We start from the raw sequence: 14251 nt of genomic DNA, 5'->3' as shown, positions 1-14251 counted from the left end.
TGCAAAATCCGAAATAATTCACAAAAATTTTGCACATTATTTCGGAATCCGTCTGAAATAATTTGAAAAAGGGGTTCCGAAATAATGTGCTAATTTACAATAATACAAATAAGGATAAAATCAGGGACTTCCTCTCTAACCACCGGGATATCACCGCCCTATTTGTGATAAATAATGGCCTGACAGTTATGGAAGTAGCCCTGGAAATGGGCTATACTATTCCACAAGACTTATCTATTATTATGTTTGATGACTATGAGTTTTCGCATCTTCTCAAAGTTCCGCCTACATGTATGAGGCAACAAGAAAAATTATTGGGGCAAGAAGCTGTAAAACTAATTATATCGACAGTTGAAAATCCGTTACAAAAACGTCAGCAAATCTTTGTGCCTCCAAAGCTTATTATCAGAAATTCAACTGCTCTATATAAAGCAAAGACTAGCCAACAGGTAAATTAACAAGACCCTTCCGTTAATACAGGTATTTGTACTAAAAAAGAGACTCCTGCCAAGATGCACACAAGCGCAGTCAGGCAGGAGTTTGTTGTCTCAATCCCTCTTACCTCCCCCCAAACACCGGCTTCCGTTTTTCTAAAAAGGCGCGGACGCCTTCGCGGTGGTCTTCGGTTTGCCGCATGCGCTGTTGGGCGTCGGTTTCGAGTTCGAGCACGCGAAGCAGCTCCTCTTTTGTTTGTTCGACGTACAACATTTTCGTGGCGATCATGGCTTGGAGCGGTTTTTCTTGCAAGGAAGCGATGAATGGTTCGGCCTGCTCCTCGTTTTCGACAACGAAGTCAACGAGCCCAAGCTGCTGCGCTTCGTCCGCGCTCATCGGTTTTCCTTCCCAAATGATCTGTTTGGCTTTCGCCGTGCCGACCCGCTGGGCCAGGAAGAAATGCCCGCCGCCATCAGGGATGAGGCCGATGCCGATGAAATTCATCGCCAGGCGCGCTTCTTTCGTGGCGATAAGATAATCGCTTGCCAAGGCGAAGCTGAATCCAAGGCCGGCCGCTGGGCCATGGATGAGCGAAACGGTGATTTTCGGCATCGTATACAAGAGCATGATCATCTCTTGGATCGTGTTCATCACCGTCTGAAATTGACTCGGATCATCGACAGAAAGCATCGTCTTAATGTCGCCGCCTGCCGAGAATCCCCTTCCCTTACCGCGGATGACGACGATCGAAGCGTCACTTTCCTTGATTTGCCGCAACGCGTCGACAAGTTCCGTTAACATGTGCCCATCCATCGCATTGAGTGCCTGCGGGCGATTGAGTTCCAGTATTGCTTTGTTTTGGTCAAATGTCAGTACAACCGTTTCCATGGCTTTCCTCCTCTGAATGATGATTCATTTCTTTTCATTCGCCATGAAGATGGTTTTTTCCTTGTTGGCGGCAAAAATATCATGTTCTCTAACACATCCATGCTTGACATCTTTATCTACTTGTAATAGCTTCTATGTCGGTGTTGCTTTTTTTCGAAGCACAGCGTGCCGATAAAGGAGTGGATCGCACGAGAAATCCAAGTGTACGAAACATCTCGTTTTATCTAGCGGCGGCGTTGATCTTCTCGATGATGGTCTACAACGTCTTTTATCATCTAGGAACATTCCCGATTTCAAGCTGGGACGAAGCGCGTCATGGCGTCAATGCATACGAAATGCTGAGACATGGAAACTTGATCGTCAACACATACCTTGGGCATCCTGATTACTGGAATTTAAAGCCTCCTGTCAGCTACTGGGCGATCATGATTGGCTTTAAACATACAGCCTTGGAGTGCCACTCTCTCCAAGGCTGCGCAACCATTCTTCTAGAATTTTAGGAATAAACTTTACTCCAACCTCTTCTCATCCCGCTTAACTTTCGTTAAAAATAATCAACTTCAACTCCGTCATTTCTTCAATCGCATAGCGAATCCCTTCGCGGCCAAACCCGCTTTCTTTCACGCCGCCGTACGGCATATGGTCAACGCGGAACGTCGGGATGTCGTTGATCAGCACCCCGCCGACGTGCAGTTGTTTCGCCGCTTTCCATGCGGTATGGATGTTGTCGGTGTAGATGCCTGCCTGCAAGCCGTAGCGCGAGTCATTGACCAATTCAATGGCTTCATCGATCGAACGGACGCGGTTGATCAAGACGATCGGGGCGAACACTTCTTGGCACGACACTTTCATCGTCGGTTCGGCGTCCACAATGACCGTCGGAAGCAAGATATTGCCGTCGCGTTCGCCGCCAAGAACAACGTTGGCGCCGCCTTGTTTTGCCTCTTCGATCCAAGAGAGCGCCCGATCGACGTCATTTGGCGTAATTAAGGCCGACACATCGGTATTCGGATCGAGCGGGTCACCCGTCTTCAATTGTTTGGCCGCCGTGACAAATTTCTCAACGAATTCGTCATAACAATTCTCATGCACGTAAATGCGCTGGAGTGAAATGCACACCTGCCCTTGGAACGTGAACGCACCGAACACGCAGCGCGGGATGATGCGGTCAAGATCGACCTGCTCGTCGACGATCACGGCCGAGTTCGAGCCAAGCTCCAACGTCACCCGCTTTAAGCCCGCCTTATTGCGGATCGCGATGCCGACTTCCGGGCTGCCGGTGAAGGTGATCATGCTGATGCGCGGGTCGGTGACGATTTTGTCGCCGACCGTGCGGCCGCTTCCGGTGACGACGTTGAGCGCCCCTTTCGGCAAACCGGCTTTTTCGAACAATTCGGCGATAAAATAGGCGGACAGCGGCGTTTGGCTGGCTGGTTTTAACACAACTGTGTTGCCCGAGGCAATGGCCGGGCCAAGTTTATGGGCGACCAAGTTCATCGGGAAGTTAAACGGCGTAATCGCCCCGATGACGCCGATCGGCTCGCGGACCGTCAAGGCGATGCGATGTTCCCCGCCCGGCGCGGCGTCAAGCGGCAGCGTTTCCCCGTGAATGCGCTTCGCTTCTTCGGCGGCGAATTTGTACGTTTGAATCGTGCGGGCGACTTCCCCTTTCGCCGTGATGATCGGTTTGGCTGCTTCCAGTGCGATCAACCTTGCCGCTTCTTCCTGCCGCGCTTTCAGTTGCTCGACAACCCGCTCTAAAATGGCGGCCCGCTCATGAGCAGGCATAGCGGCCATCGTTTGCCGCGCGGCGTACGCCGCCGCGATCGCTTCGTCAACTTCTTCTTCCGATGCAGCCGGGATCTCGGCGATCGTCTCGCGTGAATACGGTGATTTCAGTTCAGTGTAAGACTTCCCTTCCCGCCATTCGCCGTTGATGTATAGCTTCTGTTTCTGCACCGCGATTGACATCTTTTCACCCTTCCCTTCTTTTAAGCACGCGGCCGAAATTTTCCCCTTCAGTATATGTCCCGCATGCCCTGTTTATTTGTTTCATTCGCCATCGCGCGTGAAAATCCTTCCACTTGTCCTTTGTTTACGAAAGCCGTCCGTTGCCATGCAGCGCCATCATTCGCCTCTCTCGTTACGGGTGACGTTCCCCTCCCCTCTCTATGATAACACTCCGTCGCTCGGTTTGCCGCCAAACTGCTTGCCCCTGTTCGCGGAAAGACAAGCAACATAGCCCTTGGTCACCGGCCGCCCAACGTTCGGCGCAACATTTCCTCAGCTAACCGTTCAGCCCCGCAAGGCATGATGATGGCTTTCTAATTCCTCCTTCTCCTATGTTTTTGTTGTATGATAAAAGCAGCCAAAAATAGTGTAGAGGGAGATTTGGAAATGAACATTAAAACACTCATCGACCTCACCATGCCGATCACGGCCCAAACTCCGGTGTACCCGGGGGATCCGAAGCCGAAAATCGAACCGGCGGCGACGTTCGCCCAAGACGGCTATCACGTCAGCCGCTTGGTGCTTGGGTCGCACAGCGGCACGCATGTGGATGCGCCGTTTCACTTTTGCGAACACGGTTGGCGGCTCGATGACGTGCCGCTCACCTATTTCCTCGGCCGCGGCATCGTGATCGATGCCACCGGGAAAGCGGAAGGCGAAGCGGTGACGATGGCCGATGCCGCTCCGTATATCCCGAAGCTGTCGCCGGGAACCATTGTGTTGTTTCATACCGGCTGGTCGCAATACGCCGGAACAAAGCGGTATTTTTCCCATCCGTACGTTGCTCCGGAGGTGATTGAAGCGATGCTGGAGCGAGGCGTGCGGACGTTTTTCATCGACGCGCTCAACATCGACCCGCCGGACGGCTCGTCGTTCCGCGCCCACGAACTTATTCTTGGCGCCAACGGGGTGATCGGAGAAAATTTCGTGAACTTCGAGCGAATCGATTTTGATGACCCGTATATTATTGCCCTCCCTCTTTCCTTGCCTGGCTGCGACGGTTCGCCTGTTCGGGCGGTGGCGGTGCAGTGGGCGTAACGAAGAAGGGCGATACAATCAAACGCCCCGCACATGCTTTGCGCGGGGCGCGGCCTTGGGCTATTTGAGCCATTTGATCACTTTCGCCGGGTTTCCGCCAACGACCGCGTTGGCGGTTTCATTATACAAACGAACGAGCCGCCGCTCCCGCTCCTTGACGAGCTCCGGGTCGGCGGGGTTGTACCATTGCCCCACCAACATCTTTTCTTTTTCGGTTTTCATTCAATCCCTCCAACACCTCGTGCATTCGTTTCAAAACTCCATGGAATGATCTTATCGTCCTTCAGAAAAACCGTTCCCTGTCATCGTTTCGATGCGCACGCCTTCCCGATAATAGGCCTCCATCACATCCTTTGGCACCATGCTTCCGCCTGTCGCCCAGCCAATATGGACGGCGTTTTTCATCTTTTCTTTCAAACCGTTTGCCTCTACGTACGTTTGCCCCGCCAAATCACGAAACAGCCGAACAGGCCCCGCCACCCCCGCCAAGGCGGACGGCTCTAAATAGATTTCCTCCGTTTCAACCATCGCCGCGAGCAAGCGGTAAAGCGTCGAATCGTCCACTGTATAGACGCCGCTGATGACGTTCTCAAGCATGTTTCCCACCAGCCGCGACGGCCGACCCACCGCCAGCCCGTCCGCTTCGGTCTTATTGTCGAGGCCAAAATCTTGCACCGACACGCGGTCGTGCTCTCCTGTCATCAGGCCGAGCAGCATGCAAGGCGAATGCGTCGGCTCAGCGAAAAAGCAATGGACATGATCGCCGTACACGAGCTTCAGCCCAAACGTCACCCCGCCCGGACCGCCGCCGACGCCGCAAGGAAGATACACAAAGAGCGGATGGGTTTCATCAACCGTGATGTTCATGTCCTCTAATTGCTTTTTCAGCCGAAACGCCGCCACCGCATAGCCTAAAAACAGATGGATCGAGTTCTCATCATCGATAAAATACGACGTTGGATCCTCGGCGGACTGTCTTCGCGCCTCTTCCACCACTTTGTTGTAATCAGTGAGATGTTCGATGACGGTGACCCCTTTGCTTCGCAACAAGTCTTTTTTCCATTGTTTCGCATCGGCTGACATATGAACGGTGACGCGGAACCCAAGCTTTGCCCCGATGATGCCGATGCTCAAGCCTAAATTTCCTGTCGATCCAACGACCAGAGAATAGCGGGAAAAGAATTGCCGGAATTCTTCGCTGTCCATGACCGCATAGTCGTCTCCTATGGTGATCATCCCGTTGGCGAGCGCGAGGTCTTCCGCATGTTTCAGAACCTCATAGATTCCCCCTCTCGCTTTGATCGACCCGGAAATCGGGAGATGGCTGTCGCATTTTAGCAACAGCTCCCCCTCGATGTTGGTCTGAAACATCTTTTCTAAACGCTGTTTCATGTTCGGAATCCGGACTAAAGGGGATTCGATGATGCCATGGGCTGGCTGCGTCTCGGGAAACACTTTCGCGATGTAGGGGGCAAAGCGGCGCAATCGTTCTTCCGCCTCCTTGACATCGCGTTCGCGTAAAGGAATCGTTCGAATGGCTTGCGCAAACGCGTGATATTTTGGATTGCGCCAAAACACCTCTTCGGCCGCCATGATCGTTTTAAGCAGCGGGAATTCCTTTATCCACTTTTGGATTTCGTTTTTGGTCATCATGCACCATTCTCTCCCATGCGTGTTTGTCGTTTCGCACCCTGGGCGGATGCCGGTCCAAAGTCCGCTTCATTGTTTGTCGAACCGTTTACCTCCAGTCTCGCGAAAACCGCTCCCATTGTCAATGGGGAGGAAGGAAAATGGGTTGTGGGCGACATTCAGGCTCACATTTCGCACCCTGAATAAAAATTCAAAATAAGCCTGATTTGAGTGAATAAAAATTAGTTATTTTACAACATTTGTATAAAAATTTATTTTTATGCGAATATTTTGGTTATTTTTTGTATATTATGCAAAGGTTGCGAAATATGAGTTCAGGAGTGATCGCCAGCCTCGTCGGAATGGCCAAGCGAGGTGCGATCTGCTTTGAAAAACGCCTGTCTTTCCATTATGATGAAAGAGGCAAACCATATCGTGGAGATGATGATCATGGGCAATCGCCGCGGTTTATCGCTTTTGTTTCTCGTGATGTTTTTGGTCATGGCCGGGTTTGGCATCATTATCCCTGTCCTTCCATTTTACGCGGAAAAAATCGGCGCGACGCCAACACAACTCGGTTGGCTAATGGCCGTGTATTCGCTCATGCAATTTTTATTTGCGCCGATGTGGGGGAATTTATCGGACCGCTATGGACGAAAGCCGATGCTGCTTGTCGGCATTTTCGGTTTGGCTCTTTCGTTTTTCTTGCTCGCCGTCGCGACAAAGCTTTGGATGTTGTTTGCCGCTCGCATCATCGGCGGATGTCTATCGGCGGCCACGATGCCGGCCGCTATGGCGTACGTCGCAGATGTGACAACCGAAGAAGACCGGGGCAAAGGAATGGGGATGATCGGAGCGGCCGTTGGGCTTGGATTCATTTTCGGACCGGGGATCGGCGGCGTGTTCTCGAAAGCGAGCTTAACCGCTCCGTTTTGGATGGCAGGCAGCTTGGCGCTCTTGACCGCTCTATTCGTTTTCGTTTTCTTGCATGAGTCGCTTCCGAGAGAAAAGCGAACGAATATACGAACAAAGCGGCCATCGCTTGCGGCCGCCCTCCAAGGGCCTGTAGCGCGCCTATACTTACTGCAGCTGATCACAACGTTTTCCCTCGCCGGACTTGAAGCGACGTTCGCCTATTTTGCCGCTGAACGAGCGGGGCTTTCGTCGACGGAACTGGGCTACATCTTTATGATCATGGGGCTTGCAGGGGCCATCGTCCAAGGAGGGTTGCTTGGAAAACTGATCCGCTCATTCGGGGAAGGAGCTGTCATTCGTGTCGGGCTGTTCTTGTCAGCAGTTGGCTTTTTTCTCATTTTATTCGTTCACAGCTTTTGGACAGCCGCGCTCTATTTAACGATTTTCGGCATTGGAAACGGCATCATCCGCCCGTGCGTCTCCGCGTTGTTGACGAAGCATACAGCGGATGGCCAAGGAAGCGCAACAGGCGTCTTATCCTCGTTCGATTCGCTCGGCCGCATTGGCGGTCCGGCGATCGCCGGCTGGTTGTTCACCTTAAAGTCCAGTTTGCCATATATGTCAGGGATTGTGCTAACATTCATTTCCTTCGCTGTTTTTCAATCGTTTCAACGCGCGATGATGCAAAAAGACTCGGCCCTTTGACACAAGAGGAGGACGGATGTGGACATCCCCTGTTACAGATCAGCGAGCGAAAAAGCCCACTCCTTGAGGGGTGGGATGAAAGCGAGCCCCGTCTAACCTAGCGCACTGGTCACAGGTGCGCCGCCCATTGGGGTACATCCTAACCCGATGGGACGGGGTGATGACACACCCCTGAATTTGGGCGTTGTCCGAACTAGAAATGGATGAGGACGCGAACGACCCAAGAATCCCACGCCTTTAGGCGTGCGGAGTGTCAAACTCACGCACGGAAGTGAACGTCTTATGCATTGGGGTGATCAAACATCATCATCTGCACAAAGGAGGAGGAGCGCCTTGAACATCGTTCCAACCAAACAGTTGGACCGCGCCATCGTCAACCAATTTTTCAACGACCATTGGGGAAGTCCGCAAATGGTTGTTTCAACCGGCATCTATAACTGCAGCGAGCTGGATGGATTTGCGGCTGTTGAGAATGGATCTCGGATCGTCGGGCTCATTACGTTTGTGATTTGCGGAAACGAATGCGAGATCATCTCGCTAGACAGCATAATGGAAAACCGCGGCATCGGCAGCGCCCTTTTGCATGAGGCAGAGGCATGGGCGAGACAACAAAGGTGCACCGCTGTTCAACTGATCACCACCAACGACAACTTGCATGCGCTTCGTTTCTATCAAAAGCGCGGCTACCAAATTGTGAATGTCTTTCCGAACGCTGTCGACAAGGCGCGGCGAATCAAGCCAAGCATTCCGAAAACAAGTCCTGACGGCATTCCTATTCGAGATGAGTTGTTGCTGGTCAAACCACTGGTGTGACACGAGGTGATGATGACGCCGCATCGAAAAAGAAGCACCGGCCTTCTCCCAAGACCGGTGCTTCTTTGTTTTGAACAACCCTCCACCTATGACGCCAGCCGCGAGGAGCGTCAAATTTCGGCGGCGATATGATACATGTAATAGACCCCATAGGCGATGCTGATGAGGGAGACGGTTTTCACGATCCATTGATTCATGACTTGCTGTTTCGCTTTCATCCAAACAAACGGAATCCCGAGAAACGTCGTGAACAGCATCATGCCGATGACCGTTCCTAGGCCAAAAATCAAAATAAAAGCAAGCGCCATCCAAGTTCCTTTGACCGTCGTCATCGTCAACAACACCATTCCGGCGCTGCCGGCTAAACCGTGGACGATGCCAATCAATGTCGATTTCACATGTAAATGATGAATATCGCCCTGGTGATGATGATCCAGCCTCATTGTCGAACGGAAACTAGCCATTCCTAGAATAACGATCATGATACCGACGCCCATTTCGAGATAAGAAGCAATCTGTTCAGGAATTTGCCGCTCAAAGGCGATCATCGCCATCCCAACAACGAGCAGCGTCAACGTATGGCCGATTCCCCAAAACATGCCGGCCAGCGATGAAAGGGACAGTTTTTTCGTCCGGCTGGCAATGGTCGAAACGGCAATGACATGATCCGGTTCCGTCGCATGTTTCATTCCAAGCAGCAATCCAAACAAGAGCACAGGCCATATCGTTCCCATTGTCTTCTTCCTTTCCCTTGTCAATATTTCCTCCAACAGACTGGCGCTTTCTCACCGCATTGTTGGCGAATGAACTGTTGGACGCGTTGGAATATCGCTTCGATGACCGATGTTTCATACGCCAATATACGTACAGAAAAGCCTGGAACGGCCGCCGTTGAAAAACCGCAGCGAACCTCTTGCGACATCTCTTCCATGAATTGGTTGAACTGTTCTAACACTTCCTTTGTGATAAACGGAGAAAGAGCCACGAATGATCCGACATGCGTGTAGCCGCCGAGCTGCAGCATGCTCGTTAAGTGCTGCCGCGAGTCCAAGTACAGATGGTCAAACAGAACGAGCGCCTCGTCTTGATACACCTTCAGTTTCGAGCGAATCCAATCATAGCGGAACAGCTCGCCGCTTTCCGACCATCCAGGCGTGATGATTTCGCCATAAACGAACGTGGAGCTTGGCGTGATGTACACCGTCGTTTCTTGATAAAAGCGCGCATGCTCATAGGCGATCGTCGGGTCGGGGAAATATTCAAGTACGCTTTGCTCCCCAAGTGACAATCGTGTATACTGCCTTACAGGCGTTGAAGGAGTTTTGTAGATTTTCGCCGCCGACTGGGTCGTCACCATCAACCGGGCGCTGGGCTCGAGGAAGATTTCCATATCATATGAATCCCCATCGACATACCCGCCGCCCACGTGGACAAGATATAACGTCGGATGAGCCGGGTCGAGGTAAACAGGACGCATCAGTTTCAGCGCCCCTTCACTATAGTTGTCCAAAATGACGGTGCGGCCGTTTTTCACGACCGCTGTACATCGCAAACGCCCCGTCCAGCTCATTCTTCCAGCCCTGCCAGCAGCACCTGTTTTTCGATCCAATCCACAACGTCAAAAAGACCAATCTCTTCTTTTAAATTTGTAAAAATGACCGGCTTCGCCCCTCGCGCTGCTTTGGCGTCCCGTTCCATCACTTCCAGACTGGCGCCGACGTAAGGGGCAAGATCGATTTTGTTGATCACGAGCAAATCCGACTTCATCATCCCCTGTCCGCCTTTGCGCGGAATTTTCTCCCCTTGGGCGACGTCGATGACATAAATGGAGAAATCGACCAACTCCGGGCTGAAGGTCGCCGCCAAGTTATCGCCGCCGCTCTCGATCAAAATGAGTTCCACATCTGGATGGCGCCGTTTCAGTTCATCAATGGCCGCAAAATTCATTGATGCGTCTTCGCGAATGGCCGTATGCGGGCACCCGCCCGTTTCGACGCCGATAATCCGATCTTCCGGCAAGACGCTATGTTTGATTAAAAATTGGGCATCTTCTTTTGTATAAATATCATTCGTAATGACCGCGATGCTAAAGCGGCGATGCATCGCCCGCGTCAGCTTCTCGACAAGCATCGTTTTGCCGGCGCCGACCGGGCCGCCGATGCCGATTCGTACCGGTTCCATTCTGGATTCTCCCTTCTCTGTCCTTCTTTCGTTCCACGTCAAACAAGATTTACGACATAAACAATCGAACAGGAAGACGTTCATGCTGCATTTGCGCGATTTCCAAGCCGACGGCTGCCGCCCCGAGCTCCTCTTCGTCGAGTGTCTCGATGATGCTCGCGGCATGAATCAAATATGGCTGCGCCATGACGAGCAGCTTTTGCCCGTCCGTCTGGCCGAGGGGAATGCCGCGAACCGCGTTTTGCACCATCGTTTGTACGGAAGCAAACAAATACGTCAGCACCGTCGTTTGTTTGGCTGCTCCGATTTTGCGGCCAACCGCCGCAAACACAATGGCCGGATGAATGGACCGCGTCGTTTGCACGATCTCATCCAATTCATCGACTCCGTAAATGTCGCGGCACAGTTTCCATAAGCGCCCCCCAATCATTCTCGTTCCTTCTCGCGTTTCCTTCGCCAAGCAGAGAGCAAACAGCGTGTCGTTCAGCCGCTGCAGTCCTTCCATACGATCGACTTCCAACTGCTCATAGGCGATCCGGCACGCCAATCCATCCGTATACGTCAGCTGGGTTTGGATATACACGACGAGCGCGTCGCCAAACGTTTTGGCATCACGAATTTGTTCATGGTACATATAAGTTTCAAACCCAAAGGAATGGGAAAATGCTCCAGACGGAAAATTCGAATCGGAGAGCTGCAGCAGCCACAACAACTGTTGGTCAGTCATGGCGATGCCCGATATGGCGGAACGCTTGTTTTACTTTCCGTTTTTCCCTCTTGTACGGGATGCCGAGTTGCTGGAGCAGCTCTTCGACTAAATAGTCGTATTGGACGAGCATTTCCCCTTCCTCGAATTGGGCGGGCAAGTGGCGGTTGCCGAGCTGATGAGCAATCTCCCCCATTTGTTTCATGGAAACCGGCTGGATGACAAGCAAATCATCGGGAAGAACGGATACGACAATGGCATTATGCTCATCCATCCATAACACATCTCCGTCTACCAATTCTTTTGCTTCTTTCAAGCGAATGCCAATTTCCCTCCCGTGGTCGGTCACCACCCGCTGAATTCGTTTCACTAAATCGTCGCTTGGCATGTACACCCGTTCGATGTGCGGGGGGAGAGAAGAAAGAGTTCGAATGTTGCCGATAACCGTTTCTACAATCATCATCATCACCTCAAAATAGAAAATATCGTTGCGCCATGGCCACAACTTCAGCCGGTTCGCACGTGATGAGCCGTCCATCGACCTTCACTTCATACGTTTGCGGATCGACATCGATTTGAGGCATGGCGTTGTTGAACACCATATCGTGTTTCGTTAACGAACGAATGTTTCCAACCGGTTTGACGATTTTGTGCAATCGCAGTTTGTCAGGGACGCCGCGTTCGAACGCCGCTTTGGACAAAAACGTAATGGACGTTTTCGCGACGGCGGCGCCATAGTTGGCGAACATCGGGCGGTACAGAGCGGGCTGCGGCGTCGGAATGCTGGCGTTCGGGTCGCCCATCACGCTGTAGGCGATCATCCCGCCTTTGATGACGAGCTCAGGCTTGATCCCGAAAAAAGCGGGATGCCAAACGACCAAATCTGCGAATTTTCCGACTTCGACTGACCCGACATACTCCGCGACGCCATGAGTGATAGCCGGGTTGATCGTATATTTGGCTACGTACCGTTTGACGCGGACATTATCGCCTCGCCCCGTTTCCTCCGGCAAGCGGCCAAACTGTTTTTTCATTTTGTCGGCCGTTTGCCACGTGCGCAAAATGACTTCCCCGACGCGCCCCATCGCTTGCGAGTCGGAACTGATCATGCTGAAGGCGCCGATGTCGTGCAAAATGTCTTCTGCCGCGATCGTTTCTTTGCGGATGCGCGAATCAGCAAAGGCAATGTCTTCTGGAACGGACGGATCTAAATGATGACACACCATTAACATATCTAAATGCTCATCGAGCGTGTTTTTCGTATACGGCCGCGTCGGGTTCGTGGAAGAAGGCAAAATGTTCGGGAAGCTGGCGACTTTCATAATATCGGGCGCATGTCCGCCTCCCGCCCCTTCCGTATGGTATGTATGGATGACACGTCCGTTAATGGCCTTCAGTGTATGCTCGACAAACCCGCCTTCATTCAACGTATCGGTATGAATGGCGACTTGCACATCGTACTCATCCGCCACTTGCAAGCACGCATCAATCGCTGCCGCCGTCGTTCCCCAGTCTTCATGAAGCTTAAGTCCCACCGCGCCCGCGCGCACTTGCTCCGCGATCGGCTCTTTTGCCGACGCGTTGCCTTTTCCTAAAAACCCAAGATTCATCGGGAACGCTTCGGCGGCTTCAAGCATCCGGTAAATGTTCCACTCTCCCGGCGTGCACGTCGTGGCATTCGTTCCAGTCGCCGGTCCGGTCCCGCCGCCAATCATCGTCGTAATGCCGGATGACAGGGCGGTTTCGATTTGCTGCGGGCAAATGAAATGGATATGGGCATCCACTCCTCCAGCGGTCACGATTTTCCCTTCGGCCGCGATCACTTCCGTTGAGGCGCCGATGACAATATTGACGCCGTCCATTAACAGCGGATTCCCCGCCTTGCCGATGGCGGCGATGTTTCCATCTTTGATCCCGATATCGGCTTTGTAAATGCCGGTGTAATCAACGATGACGGCGTTCGTCAACACTAAATCGACCGCTTCGTCGCGGACAGCGAGCGGATGCTGCCCCATCCCGTCGCGAATCACCTTCCCGCCGCCGAATTTCACTTCATCGCCGTAAACGGTATAGTCATGCTCAATTTCAATCCATAAGTCTGTGTCCGCCAACCGGATGCAGTCCCCGGTCGTCGGTCCAAACATATCCGCGTATTGCCGTCTTGACATGGAAAAACTCATTCTCTTGCTCCCTCCTTCCCGTTGTCATCAAGCGGACCGTTGACCATATTGTTTAGTCCGTACACCCGGCGCTTGCCGGAGAACGGGACGAGCTCCACTTGCTTCGCATCCCCGGGTTCAAAACGGACCGCTGTCCCGGCTGGGATGTTCAAATGTTTTCCGTATGCGGCCTGTCGGTCAAATTCGAGAAACGAATTGACTTCAAAAAAGTGAAAATGGGAACCGACCTGCACCGGGCGGTCGCCGCGGTTTATGACCGTCAGCTTCGTAACCGGCTTTTGCCGGTTGCACACAATCGGTTCGTCGCGCAATCGGTATTCTCCTGGGATCATAAGATCACTCCTTTATCCACCTTCATCGGAATCGGCCGGCGCTATTACGACCGGATCGGCTGGTGGACCGTGACGAGTTTCGTGCCGTCCGGAAACGTCGCCTCGACTTGAATCTCGTCGATCATGTCAGCGACGCCTTCCATCACATCATCGCGCGTCAAAATCGTTGCGCCGTATTGCATCAACTCCGCCACCGTCCGCCCGTCGCGGGCTCCTTCCATCAGTTCATACGTAATGAGCGCCACCGCTTCCGGATAATTTAGCTTCAAGCCCCGCTCTTTCCGGCGGCGCGCCAAATCAGCGGCAACGACGATCAGCAGCTTTTCCTGTTCACGCGGAGTCAGTTTCACTCATCTCTTCCCCCCTCTTGAATGCTCCCGCCTATACTCGCAGGTTCAAAAAATCTCTCATTCGCTAAC

At 52.4% G+C, this 14251-nt stretch carries 15 protein-coding genes and 2 pseudogenes; 5 read left to right on the top strand and 12 right to left on the bottom strand.

Annotated elements, in window-relative coordinates; all coding sequences use genetic code 11:
* Positions 1-86: 86 nt before the first annotated feature.
* Positions 87-458: a substrate-binding domain-containing protein gene (locus CV945_RS01940; protein ID WP_232721959.1), complete on the top strand. Its 372-nt coding sequence runs from the start codon at positions 87-89 to the stop codon at positions 456-458.
* A gap of 100 nt (positions 459-558) precedes the next feature.
* Here the strand turns inward: CV945_RS01940 and CV945_RS01935 are convergent, their stop codons facing one another.
* Positions 559-1323, bottom strand: a complete 765-nt coding sequence (locus tag CV945_RS01935) for an enoyl-CoA hydratase (protein ID WP_100659029.1) — start codon at positions 1321-1323, stop codon at positions 559-561.
* Positions 1324-1457: 134 nt separating this feature from the next.
* On the opposite strand from CV945_RS01935, the pseudogene CV945_RS01930 reads away from it, so the two are divergent.
* Positions 1458-1808, top strand: a pseudogene (locus tag CV945_RS01930) (ArnT family glycosyltransferase); the annotation flags it as partial.
* 49 nt (positions 1809-1857) lie between these two features.
* On the opposite strand, the gene CV945_RS01925 reads toward CV945_RS01930, so the two are convergent.
* Positions 1858-3294 carry an aldehyde dehydrogenase family protein gene (locus CV945_RS01925; protein WP_100659028.1) on the bottom strand — a complete coding sequence of 479 codons (1437 nt, stop codon included), beginning with the start codon at positions 3292-3294 and terminating at the stop codon, positions 1858-1860.
* 426 nt (positions 3295-3720) lie between these two features.
* Here CV945_RS01925 and CV945_RS01920 point away from each other — a divergent pair, with 426 nt between their 5' ends.
* Positions 3721-4371 carry a cyclase family protein gene (locus CV945_RS01920; RefSeq protein ID WP_025950879.1) on the top strand — a complete coding sequence of 217 codons (651 nt, stop codon included), beginning with the start codon at positions 3721-3723 and terminating at the stop codon, positions 4369-4371.
* 114 nt (positions 4372-4485) lie between these two features.
* On the opposite strand, the pseudogene CV945_RS01915 reads toward CV945_RS01920, so the two are convergent.
* Both CV945_RS01915 and CV945_RS01910 read right to left on the bottom strand, forming a co-directional pair.
* Positions 4486-4593, bottom strand: a pseudogene (locus tag CV945_RS01915) (maltose acetyltransferase domain-containing protein); the annotation flags it as partial.
* A gap of 51 nt (positions 4594-4644) precedes the next feature.
* Positions 4645-6024, bottom strand: a complete 1380-nt coding sequence (locus CV945_RS01910) for a D-serine ammonia-lyase (protein WP_100659027.1) — start codon at positions 6022-6024, stop codon at positions 4645-4647.
* Positions 6025-6450: 426 nt separating this feature from the next.
* Between CV945_RS01910 and CV945_RS01905 the strand changes: the two genes are divergently transcribed.
* Both CV945_RS01905 and CV945_RS01900 read left to right on the top strand, forming a co-directional pair.
* Positions 6451-7620 (top strand): MFS transporter, encoded by a 1170-nt coding sequence (locus CV945_RS01905; RefSeq protein WP_100659032.1) that lies wholly within the window; start codon positions 6451-6453, stop codon positions 7618-7620.
* A 333-nt stretch (positions 7621-7953) separates the two neighbouring features.
* Positions 7954-8433, top strand: coding sequence for a GNAT family N-acetyltransferase (locus tag CV945_RS01900; protein WP_100659026.1), 480 nt, complete (start codon positions 7954-7956; stop codon positions 8431-8433).
* A 110-nt stretch (positions 8434-8543) separates the two neighbouring features.
* On the opposite strand, the gene CV945_RS01895 is transcribed toward CV945_RS01900, so the two are convergent.
* The 8 genes from CV945_RS01895 to ureA are packed head-to-tail and all read right to left on the bottom strand — an operon-like array spanning position 8544 to position 14182.
* Complete coding sequence (locus CV945_RS01895; RefSeq protein WP_050367337.1) at positions 8544-9167, bottom strand: urease accessory protein UreH; 624 nt, start codon at positions 9165-9167, stop codon at positions 8544-8546.
* 20 nt (positions 9168-9187) lie between these two features.
* Positions 9188-10003, bottom strand: a complete 816-nt coding sequence (locus CV945_RS01890) for an urease accessory protein UreD (RefSeq protein WP_033011719.1) — start codon at positions 10001-10003, stop codon at positions 9188-9190.
* A complete protein-coding gene (ureG, locus tag CV945_RS01885) occupies positions 10000-10614 on the bottom strand; it encodes an urease accessory protein UreG (protein ID WP_033011718.1) in 615 nt (204 codons plus the stop codon). Before ureG ends, CV945_RS01890 begins: the two co-directional genes overlap by 4 nt.
* A 49-nt stretch (positions 10615-10663) precedes the next feature.
* A complete protein-coding gene (locus tag CV945_RS01880) occupies positions 10664-11341 on the bottom strand; it encodes an urease accessory protein UreF (protein WP_033011716.1) in 678 nt (225 codons plus the stop codon).
* On the bottom strand, positions 11334-11780 hold the full coding sequence (gene ureE / locus CV945_RS01875; RefSeq protein ID WP_050367339.1) for an urease accessory protein UreE: 447 nt from the start codon (positions 11778-11780) through the stop codon (positions 11334-11336). Before ureE ends, CV945_RS01880 begins: the two co-directional genes overlap by 8 nt.
* 10 nt (positions 11781-11790) lie before the next feature.
* Positions 11791-13500, bottom strand: a complete 1710-nt coding sequence (gene ureC, locus CV945_RS01870) for an urease subunit alpha (RefSeq protein ID WP_100659025.1) — start codon at positions 13498-13500, stop codon at positions 11791-11793.
* Positions 13497-13832, bottom strand: a complete 336-nt coding sequence (locus CV945_RS01865) for an urease subunit beta (protein WP_015375019.1) — start codon at positions 13830-13832, stop codon at positions 13497-13499. The genes ureC and CV945_RS01865 overlap by 4 nt, the downstream gene beginning before the upstream one ends.
* 44 nt (positions 13833-13876) lie before the next feature.
* Positions 13877-14182 carry an urease subunit gamma gene (ureA, locus tag CV945_RS01860; protein WP_020755308.1) on the bottom strand — a complete coding sequence of 102 codons (306 nt, stop codon included), beginning with the start codon at positions 14180-14182 and terminating at the stop codon, positions 13877-13879.
* Positions 14183-14251 lie beyond the last annotated feature (69 nt).

The sequence above is a fragment of the Geobacillus sp. Manikaran-105 genome (assembly GCF_002809955.1).
In the GTDB taxonomy this organism is placed as follows: domain Bacteria; phylum Bacillota; class Bacilli; order Bacillales; family Anoxybacillaceae; genus Geobacillus; species Geobacillus thermophilus.
Note: the sequence above shows the minus strand (reverse complement) of the source record. Positions and strands in the feature narration are given on the sequence as shown.